This is a genomic window from Zhenhengia sp. (genome assembly GCF_046966505.1).
GTDB classification, from domain to species: Bacteria; Bacillota; Clostridia; order Lachnospirales; family Cellulosilyticaceae; genus Zhenhengia; species Zhenhengia yiwuensis.
In genome coordinates, this window is the sequence record NZ_JBKVCH010000005.1 from 1 (window position 1) to 18,938 (window position 18,938).

At 32.8% G+C, this 18,938-nt stretch carries 19 protein-coding genes and 2 pseudogenes; 7 read left to right on the forward strand and 14 right to left on the reverse strand.

The window, feature by feature from the left end:
• Nucleotides 1–7: 7 nt before the first annotated feature.
• Both ACLTBU_RS07075 and ACLTBU_RS07080 read right to left on the reverse strand, forming a co-directional pair.
• Nucleotides 8–204 (reverse strand): annotated as a pseudogene (locus ACLTBU_RS07075) (IS3 family transposase); the annotation flags it as partial.
• A 485-nt stretch (nucleotides 205–689) separates the two neighbouring features.
• Nucleotides 690–1,229 carry a GNAT family N-acetyltransferase gene (locus ACLTBU_RS07080; RefSeq protein WP_412218375.1) on the reverse strand — a complete coding sequence of 180 codons (540 nt, stop codon included), beginning with the start codon at nucleotides 1,227–1,229 and terminating at the stop codon, nucleotides 690–692.
• 681 nt (nucleotides 1,230–1,910) lie between these two features.
• Between ACLTBU_RS07080 and ACLTBU_RS07085 the strand changes: the two genes are divergently transcribed.
• From ACLTBU_RS07085 to ACLTBU_RS07095, 3 genes are all read left to right on the forward strand, one after another.
• Nucleotides 1,911–2,390: a hypothetical protein gene (locus tag ACLTBU_RS07085; protein WP_177672123.1), complete on the forward strand. Its 480-nt coding sequence runs from the start codon at nucleotides 1,911–1,913 to the stop codon at nucleotides 2,388–2,390.
• A 201-nt stretch (nucleotides 2,391–2,591) separates the two neighbouring features.
• Complete coding sequence (locus tag ACLTBU_RS07090) at nucleotides 2,592–2,984, forward strand: DUF4358 domain-containing protein (RefSeq protein ID WP_177672124.1); 393 nt, start codon at nucleotides 2,592–2,594, stop codon at nucleotides 2,982–2,984.
• 1,031 nt (nucleotides 2,985–4,015) lie between these two features.
• Nucleotides 4,016–4,354 carry a GNAT family N-acetyltransferase gene (locus ACLTBU_RS07095; RefSeq protein ID WP_412218376.1) on the forward strand — a complete coding sequence of 113 codons (339 nt, stop codon included), beginning with the start codon at nucleotides 4,016–4,018 and terminating at the stop codon, nucleotides 4,352–4,354.
• A 679-nt stretch (nucleotides 4,355–5,033) separates the two neighbouring features.
• Here the strand turns inward: ACLTBU_RS07095 and ACLTBU_RS07100 are convergent.
• Nucleotides 5,034–5,234, reverse strand: a complete 201-nt coding sequence (locus ACLTBU_RS07100) for a hypothetical protein (RefSeq protein ID WP_177672126.1) — start codon at nucleotides 5,232–5,234, stop codon at nucleotides 5,034–5,036.
• Between the two features lie 174 nt (nucleotides 5,235–5,408).
• Here ACLTBU_RS07100 and ACLTBU_RS07105 point away from each other — a divergent pair, with 174 nt between their 5' ends.
• From ACLTBU_RS07105 to ACLTBU_RS07115, 3 genes are all read left to right on the forward strand, one after another.
• Complete coding sequence (locus ACLTBU_RS07105) at nucleotides 5,409–5,561, forward strand: hypothetical protein (RefSeq protein ID WP_177672127.1); 153 nt, start codon at nucleotides 5,409–5,411, stop codon at nucleotides 5,559–5,561.
• Nucleotides 5,562–5,626: 65 nt separating this feature from the next.
• Nucleotides 5,627–7,249, forward strand: coding sequence for a recombinase family protein (locus tag ACLTBU_RS07110; protein ID WP_412218379.1), 1,623 nt, complete (start codon nucleotides 5,627–5,629; stop codon nucleotides 7,247–7,249).
• 46 nt (nucleotides 7,250–7,295) lie between these two features.
• Complete coding sequence (locus ACLTBU_RS07115; RefSeq protein WP_412218380.1) at nucleotides 7,296–7,529, forward strand: hypothetical protein; 234 nt, start codon at nucleotides 7,296–7,298, stop codon at nucleotides 7,527–7,529.
• Nucleotides 7,530–7,680: 151 nt separating this feature from the next.
• Here the strand turns inward: ACLTBU_RS07115 and tnpA are convergent.
• A pseudogene (gene tnpA / locus ACLTBU_RS07120) lies at nucleotides 7,681–8,151 on the reverse strand (IS200/IS605 family transposase).
• A 224-nt stretch (nucleotides 8,152–8,375) separates the two neighbouring features.
• Nucleotides 8,376–10,136 carry a heparinase II/III family protein gene (locus ACLTBU_RS07125; RefSeq protein ID WP_412218383.1) on the reverse strand — a complete coding sequence of 587 codons (1,761 nt, stop codon included), beginning with the start codon at nucleotides 10,134–10,136 and terminating at the stop codon, nucleotides 8,376–8,378.
• 716 nt (nucleotides 10,137–10,852) lie between these two features.
• Here ACLTBU_RS07125 and ACLTBU_RS07130 point away from each other — a divergent pair.
• Nucleotides 10,853–11,845 carry a LacI family DNA-binding transcriptional regulator gene (locus tag ACLTBU_RS07130; protein ID WP_249332522.1) on the forward strand — a complete coding sequence of 331 codons (993 nt, stop codon included), beginning with the start codon at nucleotides 10,853–10,855 and terminating at the stop codon, nucleotides 11,843–11,845.
• 44 nt (nucleotides 11,846–11,889) lie between these two features.
• On the opposite strand, the gene ACLTBU_RS07135 is transcribed toward ACLTBU_RS07130, so the two are convergent.
• The 9 genes from ACLTBU_RS07135 to rbfA form a co-directional block, all read right to left on the reverse strand.
• Nucleotides 11,890–12,462 carry a GNAT family N-acetyltransferase gene (locus ACLTBU_RS07135; protein ID WP_177672132.1) on the reverse strand — a complete coding sequence of 191 codons (573 nt, stop codon included), beginning with the start codon at nucleotides 12,460–12,462 and terminating at the stop codon, nucleotides 11,890–11,892.
• 53 nt (nucleotides 12,463–12,515) lie between these two features.
• On the reverse strand, nucleotides 12,516–12,812 hold the full coding sequence (locus ACLTBU_RS07140; RefSeq protein ID WP_249332521.1) for an AzlD domain-containing protein: 297 nt from the start codon (nucleotides 12,810–12,812) through the stop codon (nucleotides 12,516–12,518).
• Nucleotides 12,803–13,006: an AzlC family ABC transporter permease gene (locus ACLTBU_RS07145; RefSeq protein ID WP_177672134.1), complete on the reverse strand. Its 204-nt coding sequence runs from the start codon at nucleotides 13,004–13,006 to the stop codon at nucleotides 12,803–12,805. Before ACLTBU_RS07145 ends, ACLTBU_RS07140 begins: the two co-directional genes overlap by 10 nt.
• Nucleotides 13,007–13,089: 83 nt before the next feature.
• Nucleotides 13,090–15,219, reverse strand: a complete 2,130-nt coding sequence (locus tag ACLTBU_RS07150) for a polyribonucleotide nucleotidyltransferase (RefSeq protein ID WP_412218386.1) — start codon at nucleotides 15,217–15,219, stop codon at nucleotides 13,090–13,092.
• Between the two features lie 167 nt (nucleotides 15,220–15,386).
• On the reverse strand, nucleotides 15,387–15,650 hold the full coding sequence (gene rpsO / locus ACLTBU_RS07155; RefSeq protein WP_177672136.1) for a 30S ribosomal protein S15: 264 nt from the start codon (nucleotides 15,648–15,650) through the stop codon (nucleotides 15,387–15,389).
• 118 nt (nucleotides 15,651–15,768) lie between these two features.
• Nucleotides 15,769–16,698: a bifunctional riboflavin kinase/FAD synthetase gene (locus ACLTBU_RS07160; protein ID WP_412218388.1), complete on the reverse strand. Its 930-nt coding sequence runs from the start codon at nucleotides 16,696–16,698 to the stop codon at nucleotides 15,769–15,771.
• 21 nt (nucleotides 16,699–16,719) lie between these two features.
• On the reverse strand, nucleotides 16,720–17,610 hold the full coding sequence (truB, locus tag ACLTBU_RS07165; protein ID WP_412218390.1) for a tRNA pseudouridine(55) synthase TruB: 891 nt from the start codon (nucleotides 17,608–17,610) through the stop codon (nucleotides 16,720–16,722).
• Nucleotides 17,611–17,622: 12 nt separating this feature from the next.
• The gene (locus ACLTBU_RS07170) at nucleotides 17,623–18,582 is read right to left on the reverse strand and encodes a DHH family phosphoesterase (protein WP_177672139.1); all 960 of its coding nucleotides are present in this window, start codon (nucleotides 18,580–18,582) and stop codon (nucleotides 17,623–17,625) included.
• Nucleotides 18,572–18,937, reverse strand: coding sequence for a 30S ribosome-binding factor RbfA (rbfA, locus tag ACLTBU_RS07175; protein ID WP_177672140.1), 366 nt, complete (start codon nucleotides 18,935–18,937; stop codon nucleotides 18,572–18,574). Before rbfA ends, ACLTBU_RS07170 begins: the two co-directional genes overlap by 11 nt.
• Nucleotide 18,938 lies beyond the last annotated feature (1 nt).

Consider the following 18,938-nt stretch of genomic DNA (forward strand, 5'->3'; position numbering starts at 1 on the left):
ATTAAATTCATAAAATCAACTTAACTTTGTGTCTACTTTTTATTGACAACTCCACGAATAAGGATTGAATCCTATATTGTACAGGACTTTTAGTTTACTCTTTATTCTTTTAGGATTATAATATTCGATATAATTTTCTAATTCCTCCTTAAAGTGTTCTATTGAGTAGAATTCTTGTAAATAAAATAACTCTGATTTTAGTAGCCTATTTTTCATTCGCATTTTGTCTTTTTCATTAATGCTTCCTTCACCTGAATGAAGGCATTTAACTTTTTTAAGTATTCATTTTCCATACGCAAATATTCTAATTCATTGATTAATCCTTCACTATTCATTTTAGAGCATTTAGGCTTTGTTTGTTTAAATGATACAAGGTTTTCATGCACATATTCTAGTACATGTTACTAGAAATCACCAGAATAAGAATGCTTTTTCATGGCAAGGCACTGAGCACCGTGTATCTCATATCTTTTTACCCACCCGTTGTACAAAAGTATATAGAACACAAAAATATTTACTTGTATATTCAATAGAATGATACCGCCCAACAACTAATAGAACTATTTTAAGTTTTTCTTCATGGGAATATTTAGACATAAAAATGCCCTCCAAATACAAGACATATTTTGTCTAACATTCGGGGGGCACTTCATCTCAAACTGAAAGATTTTCTTCAAACAAAAGAATATCTACTTGCTAAGGATCAACTCCATATGACAATCAAATGGCTCTAATTGATATAAATAGTCATCAATTTCCTCTGCATCTTTACACCCTAATCTTTTATAAAACAACTGTGATTCTTCAGATGAGTGTGCAGAAATATAAAGTTTTTCTGCACCTATATTTTTAGCAAACTCACAGCTTTTAGTGAATAATTTTTTCCCAATTCCTTGTCCTCTATAGCCATAACTTGTATAAATATGATGAAGAATGGCATACTGCTTTCTTGATCCAATCAATAGGCCTTCTACCGAAGCAAATCCTACTAAAATATTCTGTTCAAACGCTCCATAAACAACACCCTTGCCTGCAATCGTTTCTCTTAAAGATTGTATAATTTCTCTTTTATCTTGCTCATTCCATTGTTCTATAAAAGCTATATCTCTTAAATACCATTTATTATTTTCCTTACGCCAACATCTTTTTACTTCTGGATAGCGATTAAATTTCTTGAGAATATGATCTGATAAATGTTGATTACCTAAAGATTTATATACTATCCCCATTTTATAATTCTTCACCTTTCTTATTCTATAAAATATCCAAATATCCCTAAAAATACTTAGCATAAAATTAAAATCATTTTCAAACATCCTTCTTATACTAATTTTTATATTTGTATTATTACATATTTTTTATCGAATTACTATATAAAGTAGAGCTAGAACTTATGTTCAGACCTACCTTTACGTTTATTCTTTCCTCCTTGGCAAGATAAATATCCCTAAATAAGAATAAGTCTATGTAACTTTTTTCTCCTAATAACTTATCTGCCAGTACTTTAATCTCACGTTACATCCTCTTCCAAAAAGTAAATTTATTTCATTGAAATATTCAGAATATATTGTATCATATAATTAAAGAAGGTGATAATGATGTTAGCATGGATTCTTTGGCTAATAAAAAATTTTCCCTAGTTTCTCCAAGGGGGATTTGTCCCTCTTGGAAGCCTCCAAAAGTAAATTTTATTGATTCTAACACCCTATTAACATCTACGATTTAAGTAGATAGGTGTCTCGCTTCCAATTCATGACCTATCTAACGAATATGCCTTATTAGAATAAAATTTAATCAACCCAAACCCCTTTCTCTCACAAGGGATATTTTTTATTGAAAATCAATTTTATCAGTATATTTTTATCTAATATGACACAATATAAATTTAAATACTAATTTAGGAGTATATTATGAAATCAAAATTTAAACTTACTCTTACAATTTTATTATCATTTATTTTGATAATTAATACATCTTTGTATGCATCTACTCTACCTAGTAATTCGCAACAAGATGTGCAGCAGTATATAAGTAATTTAACATTACTTAAAAATAATATGTATACACTAGCTCAAGAAATTGTATTCTCTTGGGATGATACTTCTTCAGCTGATGATGCTCTTACTCGCTTACATTCTTCTTTAAATAATACAGCTAATAAAATAGGACTTAATTTAAATAGTGCTCCTCAAGATTCTTCTCTTTATAGAAATTTACTTATTCTTTTTAACGCTACAAATTACCTTAAAGCTGCCTTATATGAATTAGAATTATTAGCTCAACAAAATACACCTTCCGAAAAAATACGTACTTTAGAAAGATATTTTAATTTCTTGGTATATGCTAATAATTCAATTAGATTTTTTGATAATCTTCAGTCTATCTCCTAGCTGAAGATTATTTTTAATATCAAAGACTAATTTTATTTATTTCAAAACTACTTAATCAAAAAGCTATTTCATTAATTTATATTACCCTACATTATACATCTTAATTACTTTACATACAACTTCAGCATCTAGCTCCTTGATTAATAAATTTTATCTGCCATTCCTCCAAAAAGTTATTGTATAGTAGAATACGCCTTAAGCGTGGAACTTTCATTTATTCATATATGTCTTATAAGAAAAACGCTAAAAAGGCGCTTACAAAATGAAAAAGCTCTTGTAGAACAAATTCTTGAAAACGATGAAACACCTATACTTGAAGAACCTACTGACGAGCTACTTAAAGATATGTTCTATCTAGATGAAAGTTTATATGAAAGCCAGTATACAATGTTTTCTATGTTTAGAACCTCTACTACTAATGTAAGTATTGTAAAACCTAAAGAAAATCAATATAATGCTGTCAAAGATGCTCTTACAAAGAGAAAAGAGGATGTACTAGGTGTATTTGAACATTATGCTATGGAACTTACTATTAGTGTTCCAACTAATGGATGCGTTATTGAAAAGATGGTTATATTATTCTACTTATGTTAGACGATCAAGAAGGTGAACTGGCTAAAATAAATAAAGCTTTCGCCCAGTAAATATATATCCCCCTTCCTAGCCTAAAAGTTCTTTTGGGCTTTTATTTATTTCATGCATTTCCCACTTCTAAACCATCTAAAAGAATTATTTTATTTTTTCTCTTTACTGTGTTAGTCTTTAACTAAAGATTATTTATCTAATAGGAGGCAAGGTAAAATTGGATAAAAGAAGCTCAAGTAAGTTAGTTGATTTAGTTATTGATTCAATAAATTTTGTTATACTTAATTACTTATTGGTTTGTGGCCTGTTATCTTTCAGAACATCACCAATATGGATACTTTTAATAGCAACAAATGTACATTTTATTTCCACGTTTTACACTAACCTTAAAATCTCTACATCAAGTACAATAAAGTCGATTATCATAATTGCTAGTTGTATTATAATCCTTACCATAATGTTATTAACTATTGGATATTTCCCTATCTCTATGAGGACACAAAAACTAATATAAAGATTAAGAGCATACTCTTCATATAATCAAATAGTATTTTTTATAACAGTCTCATTGATTCAGAATAGTGTTGTTATTTCATTAGTTAACTATGTCCCTAAACAAACTTAGTTTTGGCCAATTGTCTACAGTACCCCTTTGCAATACTTACATGTATAACAACTTTTTATCCATACGCTCACTTCCTCAAAAAATTATTTTATTGCTTGAATCTATCTTTTGCTATTTGATATACTCGAGCTAACAATTAGATACTTACTTAATGAACCTTATATACTTTGTACGATTATACTGCTTTGGCATTATAATATAAAATTTTAATGAAGGGGTGATATCTTATGAAGAATACAGTGTCCGTAAAAAAACAACCAAACCAGGAGGGTACAATACTTTAACCCTCCTATAAATAGGAGGAAAGCAGAATGAAAGACATATTGATTTCAGATTTTACCAACCCTTATTTTGAAGTGGCATTTAAAAGATACTTTGCCGAATTAGATATTAAAGTAACAAATTGTTTGAAGAAATGAATAAAGATCAAGGCAACCATGCTTTTGTTAGACTAACAAAAACAGATGATGTTGTAGGCTTTATTCAATTTAAACCAATCGAGTTAACTAATTGGTTCTTTTGTATCAAAATGGGTTTCATTAGAGAATTTTGGATTGCCAAGGAGTTCCGTAACACTGGAAATGGCTCTGATTTATTACATCTTGCGGAAACATATTTTATAGAACATGCAATATATAAATCTATATTAACTACAGATACCGCTAGTTTATTTTACGAAACTCGAGGCTATAAAAAAGAGAATCATATTGTTGCAGAAAACAAAGATAATGTTTACATCAAAAACTTAAAATAATTTTTGATATTGATTATGACTATACTGCGAAGTACCTAAACTGCTTTATTTTCTCTAATAGAATAACTACTCTGAGTAGTAAACCTCACTGTTTAACTCAGTGAGGTTTTTAATTTCTCCCTCTACCTCATCCAAACAAACTTAGATTTTGCTTACTTCACCATGCCTATAGATTTCAAAAACATTCGCTTTTTAGTACTTTATATCCGTATGCCTCTATCTCTTCAATAACATGATCTAAAGTAAGTACTTCATCACCACAAACTCTAGTGATCATCTCCATTTGAATATGCTTAACGTCGTTGCATTCCTTCTAAAATCGCAAAGCAAGATTATCCAAATCCATTTGTACTACAAACCTAATTAAATCTGTACACTCATGCAAGTAAATATATCCAAGCATAGGCTCGTCATAAGCTTATACCATTTTTGAAACTGCTCCTTCTGATGGAATTTCTTTGCCTATCTCCCCTTTACTAAGTGCTGTTGTTCCTATGTTAACTCTCTTCCTTTTCGTGACTTTGCAAGGGCAAATTCATTTTGTTTCATTATGCTTCATTTCTCTCTTGTTCGATTAGACCCATTTTTGTTTATAAAATGGACTGATTGTTCTATTCTTAATATGTATTTAATACAGTAATATGTCTTTAGTATCTACTTATATATGTTCTTCTTAAAGTTACACAGGCGTTGCAGCTAATCTTTCAAAAACAAGTTCCCCAACTTCTTTAGGCATCTTATTAATCTGATTAATGATAACCTTAGCCTGAAACTTCGTAACTTCTTGATTAATACATGTGAGATGTTGGTTCTCTTTAGTAAGAGGTGTTCCATCTTCTAAAAAACATCTGATGTTATACTCTTGTTCTTTGCCTGTCATAACTGCCCCTCCTCTATTTAATGTTTATGAATGTTTAAATTTGTCCTATGCAATAACTGTATTACTTCAAATAGATCTATTGATATTTACTGATACAATCAATGATACTCTATTGAATAACTCCACGAGATACAGTATCATAAGAACTATAGACCTACGAAAAGGATAAATCTGATGGAAGAACCATTTAATAAAATTTTGGAATCTTTACAAGCCTTACAAAAAGGTCCAGAAGATTTAAGGAATACTCAAGATAAATTTTCAACAATAGAAAAAGTAACTGCTAAAAATTGTTACGATATTGCACATTTAAAAATTATAAAATAACATTAAAACTCTGAGCTCCTTGTAGAATACTACTTGGGGCTTATGTTTATATTAGGAGGTCTATTATGAAAATAGCCATATACTCCCGTAAGTCTAAGACTTCTGATAAGGGAGAATCTATAGATAATCAAATACATATGTGCAAAGAATATGCCAACACGCATTTTGATGCACCAGAGTTCTCTATCTTTGTGGATGAGGGTTTTTCTGGTGGTACTACTAATCGTCCTCAATTTAAAATACTTATAGACGAACTAAAAAAAGGCCTGTATGATGTACTCATCTGTTATCGCCTAGATCGTATTTCTAGAAATGTTTCTGATTTTGCATCTACACTAGACATCTTGACTCAGCATGCAATAGGTTTTGTGTCTATCAAAGAAAACTTCGATACCACTACACCAATGGGACGTGCCATGATTCACATATCGTCTGTATTTGCACAACTTGAAAGAGAAACAATCGCAGAACGTGTAACGGATAATCTTCTAGAACTTGCTAAGCTTGGACGCTGGCTTGGTGGTACTTCCCCACTGGGTTACAAAGGTAAAAAAGTAGCGTATCAATCTAATGGTAAGACCAAACATTATTCTGTCCTTGAACAAGATTTAAAGACAGCTCCAACTGTTAAACTTATTTTTGACAAATACTTAGAACTTGGTAGCATTTCCAAGGTTGAAACTTACCTAATGCAAAATGGCATTAAGACATCTAATCAAGCGCATTTTCGTTCTAATGTTATTCGGAATATATTAATTAACCCTGTTTATGCCACTGCTGATGCATCCATCTATGAATATTTTCATAAGCTAAAATGTATCTTACCTAAACCTAAAGAAGAATTTGATGGTAGCTATGGGCTTATGCCATATAATCGTAATAAAAAGGGTAAGGGAAACTTACAAAATCCTCCTGATAAATGGATTATCTCCCTAGGTACTCACCAGCCTATTATATCTAGCCTAGATTGGATAAAAGTACAAAAACAACTTAAAGCAAATAGTGACTTAGCTTACTCCAATGCCAGTGCTTCTCCCGCTCTACTTAGTGGACTTATTTACTGTAAACATTGCGGCGCACCTATGCAAGTATCTGGTAAAGGTGTTTTAGTAAATGGTACAGTATGCTACAACTATAGATGTACTACTAAGACTAAAAGCCGAGGTAAACTATGCAGTATTGCCAATATAAGTAAAGGCTATGCTATAGATACGCTTGTCATCAAACGCATTCGCGCTATGCTTGAAAATGAAACAGCCTTAATTAAAGAACTCAAAAAACATAAGCAAGACTTAACCTTTAAAATAGATACTGTTGAAAAAGAAAAGGTGCGCATTAAAGAGGAATTACAATCCAATACCACTACCATTAGCAGTCTTATTAAAAAGCTTGCACTCTTTGATGATTCTACCATGGAACACTATATACAAGATGAAGTTAAAGCTCTGCATAGTAAAAACTCTGTACTTAAAAAACAGCTTGATGAACTTCAAAATTCAAGTGTAAATCAAGACTATTCACTTGCCAATATTGAGCTTACTCTTCACTCTCTTAAAGAATTTAATGAGCTTATAGATTATGCAACCTTACATCAAAAGAAAACACTTATGCATAACTTGATTAAGCGCATTGAGTGGGACGGTGAAAATATAGATATATTCTTCTACTTCCTGCAGAGTCCATTATGAAGAAACGAAAAATACCCCTATTCATATCATGGTAGCAAAATCTCTTATGCGTAACGGTAAACCTATTATTCTTGCTATTTCCACAAACGATGGCTTAGGCCTCAACCTTGAAAATATTGGACACGTAATGCCAAATCAAAATATTTACTTTGTACCTTTTGGTCAAGACAACGCTGTAGCAAAACCTTACTCCTTAGTAGCTGACTTAACCCTTGTACCTGATACCTTAAAATTTGCATTAGATGGCAAACAAATCCAACCTGTACTCATTAAATACTAAAATTTTATCTATAACCTAAACAATCATAACCACCCGTCTAACGGGTGGTTTGCTCTAGCCCTATAAGGGCATATTACTAGCAATGCCTTAAGGCATATTGAATAGTTCGCCAACTGCATATTTTTTTCAAGCAGCCTCTAAAGAGGCTCTTTTATTTGCTCTTTTTTACCGGCTCACCCGTAAACGGGTCCATATATTCTTTAATTGTCATTTGTTCTTCTGTTAAATCTTCATATAATTGATTTTTTATATATTCTTGTATTGCCTTTTTATTTCTTCCTACTGTATCTACATAATACCCCTTACACCAAAACTATCTGTTTCCATATTTATATTTTAAATTTGCATGTCTATCAAAAATCATAAGTGAACTTTTACCTTTTAAATAACCTACAAAACTTGATACACTTGTCTTAGTTGGAATACTGACCAACATATGAATGTGATCTTTACATGCATTAGCTTCTATTATTTCAATTCCCTTATACTCACATAACCTTCTTAAAATAATACCTATATCCCTCTTTATTTTTCCATAGATTATCTGTCTTCTATACTTAGGTGCAAATACTATATGGTACTTACAATTCCATTTGGTGTGTGCTAAACTATTTTTATCCATTTGGATAAACCTCCTTTGATTTGATTGGTTGGCGAACCTAATCTTATTCTTCAAAGGAGGTTTTTTATTTATACTCATAGCTCTAAGCTTTTTCGAACCCCAGGCATAGCCCGGGGTTTTCTTTATACAATAAAAAGTGGGCATATCTCCTCAGAAATATGCCCACTTTTACGTATATTAACTATAAAATTTCATTTTTCGCTCTACCTTCTATCTCACTCGCTTTATTTTATAAGGACCCTACAACATACATTATTTCCTTTATCCTTCTTAGATGCCTGCAAGATATAAGCTATACACTCTTCCATCTTATGATTCTCATATTCTTCCTTTAAAACCTGTAGATCATATCCTTCATCAAAATAAAGCTTCAATTCTTCCTTACCATTTTTTATCACTACACTTGTTCCTTCTATATTTATAGGTGAACGGCTTATAAAGCGTTCTTGTATCACATCAGGCTTATTAAACTTAAATAAATCTTCTAATTCTATATAGTTTTCTTCTATATTGTGTTTAATCCTGCGAACAAAAGATTCTAAGTTATAAGAAGGATAACAACTCTGTAACTCAGCCTGGAATGTTTCTATCGTCCCAAAGTTCACTAAAACATTCTGCGCACCATATTCTTTCCCTGCTCTTTGCTCTGTTCCTGCTACAATTGGCACATTATGACTTCTGGATGCGTTCACAAAAATATCATACCTCTTATTGGAAAAGTAATCTGCATTATATAAACCTGCCCCTAAGTCCTCTAACATTGGAACACCATTTTTATAGAGGATAAATGAGCCGCAATCATTATGATTATGACTTTCCCCATTGTGACCACCTTTGGCTACAAGAATAAAAGTATTTCCATGAGATAGAAACCATTGTGCCTGAGATAACCAAACAGACTGTTTCTTATCCCCCTGCCACCCTATATTGGGGTCATACCACAGAATATCCCTTAATGCTAAACAAAAACGGTAGCAGGTATCCTCCAATATAGATTGGGCATACTGTAATAGTGGAAGCTGTACTGCCGGATAACACTTTTTCAAATACATAGAAAGCCCTATTCTGTATCTTCCTTCATCCCTACCGTCTGCAAAACTTATGGTATGATTGCCTACTAAATAGTAAGCTTGTTGATTGAGAGCAATTTGCTCTACTTTCTTATCCCTAAAAAAATTTAGCTGTCCATTGGTTCTTTGTTTTAAATAATCTGCAAAGCATACAAAGAAGCCAAAACCATAACTCCAATAATCTACACCTTCTACACATACTCCATCTTCTCCAAAAGATTGTAAATAAACTTCTATACAAGAAATAGCTCTGTGTAAAAAGTTAGTCAGTTTTTCTTCATCTTTAAGAAGTAGAATTCCCACACATCCTACGGCACCACCACATACTGCTGCCCAGTTATTAGCCCTAATTTCAAATGGATAAAATTGATTACCATCTAAAAAAGGTTCAATGATACGTTTATTAAGCTGAATTCTAGCAAATTCTATACATCTCTTAGATAAAAAAGGCTCACACATTCTTAGTGTCTCTGCAATAGCAAAACCTGTTTCTGCCGCAAATAAATCAATCTGTCCTTCGTATTTTTCAAAAGGTAAATCTCTTCCTTCTTTATCTGTAAAATGTGCTGGTAAGGCCCACATAGGTTCACTACAAATATCCCATAAAACATTTTCAAGCTCATGTTTATAGTGTAGATTTTCATGTCTTCTCCAGAGTAGCATAGCATACAGAAGTAATCTCTTCCTTTTAGCGTAATAGGCATCTTGATAGATACTTCTATCTCCCGTTTCCCAAAAAAGCTTAAATTTATCATAACTTAAAGATTTTATTTCTTCTTGCTCTTTTTCCGTCTCTTCTAATAACTGAAATTGCTGCCTTATGTAGGGTATTTGATTGTAGGTTTCATGATAGGCTATTTTAAAAGGCAACGCTTTCCCATTCTGTATACCTTTTAAAATCTCTCTTTTATTCATAGCTTCTCTTTACCTTCCTTTTACTCTATTTTGATCTTGCTAAGGTGTCTTACCAATGTAATGTTACTCCTTCAATTGCCTCATCATTTTTTCTATCATCTGTTCTATTTAACTGTTCCCAAAATATTATTCCCACTGCATATTTTTATTTGTATCCGCTTATTAATTTATGCTTTTTTATTTATGGGAATCTTGTTTAAAGATAACTAGATCATCTATGCATTTCTTACTTCCTACTATTGTACTCAGTAAAAGCGTACTTATATACTTTGAATTCCCCCCCCTATTTAGATTTTTAGTACTTTTATTTTAAAATCATTTTCTTTCTAGTTCTATAATCAGATTTTTACTTTTATCATTAATTTTTTACTTTTATTTTAAATAGTGCCTACTTTAACATATTTTATTGAAGCTAAACCTCTCTAAGTAAGCTATGCTTATAACATCGTGTATCAGCGTGATGAAATATGCTTGAGACTCTATAAAAGCATTTAAAACTTTATACTAGCTAAATACCTTGCCTTCTAGTACATGAGTTCTAATGAGCACCTCTATATCAGCTTGTTTCTTTTCAGTTTTATGCTCTATATAATAAGATTAGAATTAAAATGCTCTTTCTTAAAACTAAAACTTTTTGTACTATAATTGACTTAATGTTCGACTTATGCTACGCTAATCCAAGATAAACTAGATTTTTATAATGACTGGAGGCCTTTATGAGCATTACAATACGTGAAATTGCAAAACTTGCGAATGTTTCTATTGGTACTGTTTCTCGCGTCTTAAATAATAAAGAAACAGGTTACACAGAAGAAACAAAAGCTAAAGTATTAGATGTAGTTAAGAGATACGATTATATTCCCAATAGTGCAGCTCGTGCATTAAGTACACAATCTACAAAGACATTAGGCTGTATTATTCCTGATATTTGTAACCCCTTCTTTCCGGAGCTTGCACGTGGCATAGAAGATATGGCAGGTAGCCATGGATATCATATTTTTCTCTGTAATACTGACCTGGATGCCCAAAAAGAAGAAAGCTATGTCTATACCCTTTTAGAAAGGCAAGTTGATGGACTCTTATTTGCTTCTTCTACTGCTACTACACCAAAAAATATTACACGTATTCAAAAAGTTAATAAGCCTATTATCTTATTAGATGCTTGCATGCATGATGAAGCAATCCCTCATGTCTATATTGATAACTGTTTTGGAGTTTATACAGCTACCAAACATCTTATTGAAAAGGGACATACTTCTATTGCCTTTATAACTGGTTCTATGAACCTCTCTACCTCTAAAGAACGTCTTAGAGGCTATAAAATGGCCTTAGAAGAAGCTGGTTTACCTATACAGGAGCAACTTATCACAGAAGGAGATTATACTGTTGAAGGTGGTTTTAGAGCAATGGAACTTCTCCACCTACAGTCCTATACAGGTTTAATTGCTTCTAATGATTTAATGGCCTATGGCGTTTATAAATATGCACGTACTCAAGGTATTCGTATTCCTGAAGATCTTTCTGTCATAGGTTTTGACAATCTATCCTTTTCTCAAATTATTGATCCACCTCTTACAACAGTTAGTCAGCCTGCTTACGAGCTTGGCCAATATGCAGCTGAAATGCTTATTAAATGCCTTCAGGGCATGGATACACCTTCTTATCATCTTTATAAACCTACTCTTATTGTCCGAGAAAGTGTTAAATAGCTTCAATATACATAAAAAAAGTACCCTTTATTAAGGGTACTTTTTTACTTATGCAACATACAATATTGCACCATATGTTCATAAGAAATCTCTTCTACTGTTTCGAAATTAAAGTGTTTATAAATCTCAGTATTATCTAAATTCTGTGTTTCAAGTGTAAGTGGTAAATTTTTAACTTTTGCTTCATTAATTACATATTCAATAAGCTGTTTAGCTTTGCCTAACCCTCTATAGTCTCTTTGAACTGCTAATAAATCAAGGTGTATATAATTACCTTGTACCACCTCATCAATCCAATTTGAAGACATCTTTTTGACTGTTTTAATCATACGTCTAATATCCTTCAAACTTATAAACCTTAAGAAATCAATCAGCCTAAAGGTCGCAAAAAATAAATCTTTATAATAAAGTAATTTATTCTCAAATCGCTCTTCATAATAAATGTAGGCTATTGCAGTTAAATCTTCAGAAGTTGTAACAATGTCACCGTATTTTCCATATATATCTAAATAAGTTCTAAAGAAAAGCTCCAATACTTCTATTCTAGTTGTATTATCTGGAAACATATACAGATAAAGTGGATCATCATAAAATGCTTCTGCAAATAAATGTGCCATACGTTTTTTTGTAAAGTCGTTCTGTTTAATCCTGATTAAAATAATTTCACCCTCTAAAATAGATTCATAATATAAATGCTAATGACTGCAACAAGCGATACTTGAAGCAAACTTCCACCTAAGTAAGCAAGTACTATGCTTATCCCTGCACCTACTATACCACTTAATAACCTTCCTGTCGAATGAAAAATAGCTGGAAAGGTGATGGAAGCCAATACTGTATAGGGCACATAATATAAAAAAGACTGTAGAAATTTAGACTCTATTTTCTTTTTCATAAGAATTAAGGGGCCAACCCTTGGTAAATAAGTTACAAGGGCAATCACTAAAATTGCTAAAACTATGTACATCTTGTATAATCCTCCTCTTTAATAGGAAATAGCCCTGCAGAGGTAAAATTGGTAAGTGAAATGATAGTTGCCGTTATAGGATCTATGCCTCCACCAGAAGCCATAATACCAAAAGTAAATGATACCGGAAAATAGCCTAATGCAATAGGCATTGCTTTCTTTAGCCCTGCTTTAAAACGATTATGTTGATTCATGCTCTTCTACTTCCCTAATAACAATCATTACAAATAGCAATATGCATGTAGAAGGGTATCTACCAAAGTAGATACCCTTCTAATTATTGTTCAGTTTTTGCTTCTTCTTTTTTAGGCTTTTCAAGGAGTACTTTTCTTGATAGGTTAACACGTCCTTGTTTATCTATTTCAATAACTTTAACCTCGATAGTATCCCCTACATTCACTACATCTTCTACTTTTTCTACACGTTCATGTGCAAGTTGAGAAATGTGCACAAGACCTTCTTTACCTGGTAAAAGCTCAACAAATGCTCCAAAGTTCATAAGTCTTACAACTTTACCTGTATAAACTTGACCTGCTTCAATATCTTTGGCAATACCTTCGATAATTTCGATGGCACGTTTTGTTTTTTCAGCATCAATACCGCAAATGAATACGCGTCCATCATCTTCAATATCAATTTTAACGCCTGTTTCATCAATAATCTTATTAATTGTTTTACCTTTTGGTCCAATAACTTCACTAATTTTTTCAGGATTGATTGTAATTTGAGTAATACGTGGTGCATATGGAGAAAGTTCTTCTCTTGGCATATCAATTGCTTTAGCCATAATATCATCTAAGATATAGGTACGTGCTTTTCTTGTTTGTTCAAAAGCTTGTTTAATAATTTCCGGTGTTAAACCTTGAATTTTCATATCCATTTGGATTGCTGTAATTCCTTTATGTGTACCACCTACTTTAAAGTCCATATCTCCAAAGAAGTCTTCTAGCCCTTGAATATCTGTAAGCATAACAAAATCATCATCTGTTTCTCCTGTTACAAGACCAACAGAAATACCTGCAACAGCGGACTTAATGGGTACACCTGCTGCCATTAATGAAAGTGAAGAACCACAGATACTTGCTTGTGAAGTTGAACCATTAGAGCTTAATACTTCAGATACTGTACGAATAGCATATGGGAATTCATTTTCTGATGGTAATACTGGAATAAGTGCACGTTCTGCTAAAGCACCATGTCCAATTTCACGACGTCCTGGTGCACGTGGTGCACGTGCTTCACCTACTGAATAAGGAGGGAAGTTATAGTGATGCATATAACGTTTAGATACTTCTAATTCATCTAAACCATCTAAAGTTTGTGTATCTGCTAAAGGTCCAAGAGTTGTTACAGTAAGTACTTGTGTTTGACCACGTGTAAACATACCTGAACCATGTACGCGAGGTAATAAGTCAACTTCTGCTGAAAGTGGACGAATTTCATCCAATGCACGACCATCTGGACGTTTATGTTGTCTTAAAATCATACGTCTTACTGTTTTCTTTTCGAAGTTATAGAAAGCTTCGCCTAAATAAGCTAAGTGTTCTTCTTTACCTTCTTCAGTAAGTTTTTGAGTTACTTCTTCTTTTAATGTTTTAAGTTGTTGTTCACGCACTTGTTTATCATCTGTAAATACAGCTTGTTCCATACGTTCATCGCCAATGATAGCTGTAATTTCTGCTACAATTTCTTCTGGAACTGTAAATCTTACATAATCTTCTTTCTTAGCTTTACCACAGTCTGCTTTGATTTCATTAATAAAATTAACAATTTCTTGGTTTACTGCATGTGCTTTCATAATTGCTTCAAACATAAGATCATCATCAATTTCATTAGCACCAGCTTCAATCATCATAACTTTAGAGCTACTTGAAGATACTGTTAAAGCAAGTTCACTTACTTCTCTTTGTGCTGAAGTCGGATTGATGATAAGCTCACCATCTACATAACCTACTTGTACGGAACCAACTGGACCTGCAAAAGGAATATCCGAAATATCTACAACAAGTGAAGCTGCAATCATAGCTGTTACTTCTGGGCTACAGTCTTGATCTACTGCCATAACTGTTGTTGTAATCACGACATCATTACGGTAATCTTTTGGGAAAAGAGGACGCATTGGACGGTCAATAACACGTGATGTTAAAATTGCTCTTTCTGAAGGACGCCCTTCACGTTTAATATAACCACCAGGAATTCTACCTACTGCATAGAATTTTTCTTCATAATTTACACTAAGAGGGAAGAAGTCAATCCCTTCTTTTGGCTCCTCACTTGCAACAACTGTTGCTAAAATAACTGTTTCACCATAACTTACAAGCGCACTACCATTTGCAAGCCCTGCCATTTTACCAATTTCAACTTTAAGTGGTCTACCGGCTAAAGTAGTAGAATAATTTTTTATCATAATCAATTTCCCCTTCCGATTTTATTTGAGGAAGAGAGACATAACTTGCGCAATCTTAGAAAGATTTAGATATTAAATCCTTTTAACATTGCACAATAAGTATGCTCATTCCTCTATAATATTACAAAAAAGGGTGGAATGCCTCCACCCTGTCCTGTTTAAAATTATTATTTTCTGATACCTAAATCTTTAATGATAGCACGGTATCTTTCGATATCTGTTTTGATTAAGTAGTCTAAAAGACCTCTTCTTTTACCGATCATAAGGAATAATCCACGACGTGAGTGGTGGTCTTTTTTGTGTGTACGTAAGTGCTCTGTTAAGTGGTTGATTCTTTCTGTAAGAAGTGCGATTTGTACTTCTGGAGAACCAGTATCATTAGCAGTTCTTGCGTATTTTTGCATAATTTCTTGTTTGAATTCTTTAGTCATTGTTATTTCCTCCTATAATTTCAATCTATCCGATAACTAAGATAAGGTCGGAGTGTCCACTATCTGAGTAACGGCTTAAATACTTAATTAGTATAGCACACGCCTTTAAGCTTGTAAACTATTTCATATGTGTGCTTAAAAATTTTTTGCCTGTCTGTGTATCTCTTGCAATTTGTTTAGAAAGTTCTTCTACATTATCGAATTTCTGTTCAGGTCTAATAAACTTATGGAAAGCTACTTCTACTTCTTCGCCATAAATTTCACCTGTAAAATTAATAATATGTGTTTCTATCATTTTGTAGCTACTGCCAACCGTTGGATTATAGCCTACATTAGTTATACCCATATATTCATGATTATATACCTTTACTGTTGTAGCATAGACACCGTTAGGTGGATGGATACGAGCTGGATCTGCAATCATATTAATTGTTGGAAAGCCAATGGTTCTCCCTAATTTTTTACCATGTACAACTGTTCCAATAACTGTATAAGGATGACCAAGAAAGCTTTCGGCTTCTTCCATCTTACCTTCGCTAATCAATTGACGAATATGTGTACTTGATATAACCTGTCCATCTTTTTTAACCGTATCTACTACTAGAATTTCTACATCATACTTTTCTCCAAGTACTTTCATATAATCTACATTCCCTACTTTATTTTTGCCAAAGAAATAGTTGCTACCAACAACGACTACTCTTGCATGAAGTTTATCTACAAGAACATCTTTAAAGAATATATCAGGACTAATATGTGCAAAATCTACGGTAAAAGGATATTCAATAAAAAGATCCATGCCTTCTGCTTTAATTTGATGCTTACGGTCTTGCCTAGACATAACAAGAGGCTTAGGATTATTGCCTAGCACCCACGTAGGGTGAGGATAAAAAGATAGTGCAATAGCCATTAGGTTATTTTCTTTTGCCTTTGCTTTTGCCTCATGTAAAAGCATTTGATGGCCTTTATGTACACCATCAAAATTCCCTAATACAACTACACTTTCTCCTGTTATTTGTATGTCTGTTGACCCACAAATATATTGCACTACCCCACCTCCTTCTAAAAATCAAATAAATAATTTCTCTACTATAAATTGCTGTAACTTATTATTAACTTTATAAATACCCCTAAAAGTACCTTCTTCATCATAGATACGTACGAATTGATCTAATTGTTCTGGTAATAGCTGAGCTGACTTAAAAGGAAGTGCATTGCCATTATAAAGATATTTATTATAAGTGTGTAAAATAGTAATCTTAGGATAATTCCCAAACATTTCTTCTACCGGCTCAATATACTTATCTATCTCATGCTTATGACTTTCTAATGCTCCTAATGTCAGACTATCCTCTAGGCAATAATGGCCTACTCGTACTCTTAAAAGATATTCCATGTAAGCTCCACAACCTAAAGCTCTACCTATATCTGTACAAAGTGTACGAATATAAGTACCCTTAGAACAGTCTACACGGATTTTAAAGGTTGTATCATCAATCCACTCTATTAAATTACAACTTGTAAGGTAAACATCTCGACTTGGTCTATCGACTACAATCCCTTTTCTAGCTAATTCATAGAGTCTTACACCATTTACCTTAATAGCTGAATACATAGGAGGTGTTTGTGTATAGGGACCTTCAAAGCTTTTAACAACTTCCTCTACCTGACTCCTTGTAACATTTACATCAAAAGTTTCAAGGATTTCACCAGATGCATCTTCTGTTGTAGTATATGCGCCTAATTTAACAGTCGCTTCATAGCATTTATCCGCATCTGTTAAATAAGGAACTACCTTAGTTGCTTTGCCTATACATAAAGGTAACACCCCTTCTGCATCAGGATCAAGCGTTCCAGTATGACCAATTTTTCTTTCACGCAAAATACCTCTAGCTTTGGCTACCACATCATGGGAAGTAAAACCTTTTTCTTTATAGATGTTTAATATACCGTTTAACATAATAACCTCTTTCTAACTTTCCATAAAGGCACAAGTGGCATCTTGAACATGTTTAAGTACTTCTTCAAGTGTACCCTCTAAAGTTGCACCAGCAGCTCTTTCATGTCCACCACCATTAAATTGCTCACAAAAGGCAGCTACATTGAAAGGTGGATTACTTCTCATACTTAATTTATAAGTCTGTGAATCTGTTCCTTTTGGATAAATAAAAGCAATAAGCTCTGTTCCTTTGATTGTCTTTAAATAACTTACTACGCCGTCTATATCTTCTTTAGAAGCCTCACTTCGTGCAATATCTTCAGAAGTAATATAACTTAAATACATACCTGGTTTATTCATTTGCTTCATATGTTCTACAGCTTTAGCTTGCAGTTTAGCTGTTGCTAAAGATTTTTCACATAAAATCTTTTCGTAAAGTTCACTAAAATTAAAAGGGAATTGAATAAGCTCTGCTACTGCTAAAAGTGTGCTGGGACACGTACAAGAATGCCTAAAGCCACCTGTGTCTGTTAAAAGACCTGTATAAAGCGCCTTAGCTATTTCTACATTTACAGGTATATTTCCCTCTTTAATAAGCCTATAGATGAGTTCACTTGTAGAAGAAGCTTCTGCATCTACATAATTATACTGAGCAAACTTTGTATTACTTATATGATGATCAATATTAATAGTATGTTGAGCCTTATCAAAATAAGCATCATAACCTACTAAGCGTTCTAAATTTCCACAATCTAAAGCAATAAAAGTATCTACCGTGTCTTTTAAATCAAATGCATAATGACACCCTTTTAAAAGATAACTAAAAGCCTTGGAAGATTGCTCTAATAAAACGGTATAACTTTTTTTATAGTAAGCACAAAGATGGCCCATAGCCACCATAGCCCCGATAGCATCGCCATCGGGGTTAGTGTGTGCACTTATTACTATAGAGTTAGCATTTTTTATCACTTCAAGAATAGCTTTAAAGTTCATTACTCTCACTATCCTTTAAGACATCATCAATCATCTTAGACATTTTCATACCATAAGCAATAGTTTCATCTAATTTAAAGATCAGCTGTGGGGTATTACGTAAGTTAATGCGTCTTGCAATCTCTTTACGTAAAAAACCTCCTGCCGCATTAAGTCCTACAAGGACATCTTCTTTTTTGCTTTCTTCTAGTACGCTAATAAATACTTTAGCAAACTTTAAATCATTTGTTGTATCCACATCAACAACAGAAATCATAGCACCAGATACACGAGGATCTTTGATTTCTGAGCGTACAAGTTCTGATAATTCTTTGCGAATTGCTTCGTTAATTTTAATAATACGTTGACTGGCCATT